The 1,428-nt window shown below is 25.0% G+C and carries 2 protein-coding genes; both read left to right on the top strand.

All coding sequences use genetic code 11. The annotated features are described in order from the left end of the window. Window positions 1–104 precede the first annotated feature (104 nt). Window positions 105–323: a hypothetical protein gene (locus GMC_RS0100260; RefSeq protein ID WP_010520248.1), complete on the top strand. Its 219-nt coding sequence runs from the start codon at window positions 105–107 to the stop codon at window positions 321–323. Window positions 324–351: 28 nt separating this feature from the next. Then, window positions 352–1,428: leucine-rich repeat domain-containing protein (locus GMC_RS0100255; RefSeq protein WP_010520247.1), on the top strand; the 1,077-nt coding region annotated here is incomplete at its 3' end.

Here is a 1,428-nt window from a genome sequence, read left to right as displayed (position 1 = left end):
CTTGAACATAGGTGATAGTTAAGCAAGGGGAATATAACTATATATTAAGGTTATAAGCTTACTATCACCACGTTTAGGTTGGAACAAAATTTAAATAAAAAATTATGAAAAAAATATACTCTACACTACTTTTAGTAATGATCATGTTTGTGTATGGAAACGCACAAAATGTAATGTTTACTGATCCTAATTTTAAACAGGCATTATTAGATCATCAAGATCCTATTATTGATACCAATGGAGATAATGAAATCAGTATTGAAGAAGCAGAAAAAATAAAATCAATATATCTGTCTAAAAAAAAATATAAGAGAGGTTTATGAAATAAAGTTCTTTAAAAATTTAGAACATTTGTCATTACAAAGGAATTTGTTAGTTGATATAGACTTATCAAAAAACTTAAAATTAAAAGGACTTTTTCTCGATGAAAATAAAATAACTTATATAGACATATCAAAAAACCTAAACTTAAGGTCATTACAACTTTCAAAAAATAAAATAACAAACATTGATCTTTCCAAAAATGTTTTATTAAATTTTATCGACATTTCCAATAATCAATTAACCACTATTGACATTTCTAACAATATCAATTTATTCAATTTATCTTTGTTTAGTAACCAACTAACAGCAATCGACCTCTCTACAAATACTAATTTATCAAGCCTACAAATAGGATTTAATCATATAAGTAATATTGATGTTTCAAATAACCCTAATCTGTATACTTTTTATGCTATAAATAATTCATTAAGTCAATTAAATTTTACACAAAATAAACAATTAAAGTATTTAAGATTATTCAAAAATAAGGTAGAAAAAATTGATTTTGCTAAAGATACTAAACTCAAATTATTTGATGTAAAAAGTAATAAACTAGAAAATATTAATATTGATGCTTCTGAATTAAGGAATATTGATTTTTCTGATAATCCAAATTTAAAAAGAGTATTATTAAATCAGGATCTTGGAGGTAAAATTTCATTATTCAATTGCCCCCAGTTAGAATTTTTATGTGTAAAAAAAGAGCGTTTAAATTTCATTTTTAATCTTTTGAAATACACCAATCAAACTGATGTATTATTATCTAGTAATTGCCAAACTCCTCACAATCGTATTTCGGGTACTGTAACCTATGATAATGAAAGTGATGGTTGTGACAATGATGACTTGCCTTTTAATGAAGGTATCAAGTTTATCTTATTTTCACCTACAAGTGGTTTATATACTGTTTTCCCTGATGAAAATGGAGAATATGATTTTTTTGCTCCTAGTGGTACTAGTTTTTCTATTTTTCCTAATATTCCACCTGAACTTTCTTATTTCAATTTTTCTCCCTTAATCAATCAAGCAAATTTTCCTGAAAATTTTTTTTTTAATATTCCAAATGATTTAGATAATATTACAACTGATTTTTGCGTACAACCC

This window comes from Aquimarina agarivorans (assembly GCF_000218485.1).
Lineage (GTDB): Bacteria > Bacteroidota > Bacteroidia > Flavobacteriales > Flavobacteriaceae > Aquimarina > Aquimarina agarivorans.
The sequence above is the reverse complement of the archived record's forward strand: the minus strand, read 5'-3'. Positions and strand labels throughout refer to the sequence as shown.

Bases quoted from the DNA above. Each gene is read 5' to 3' on its own strand.
- GMC_RS0100260 (WP_010520248.1), top strand. From the start codon at position 105: ATGAAAAAAATATACTCTACACTACTTTTAGTAATGATCATGTTTGTG.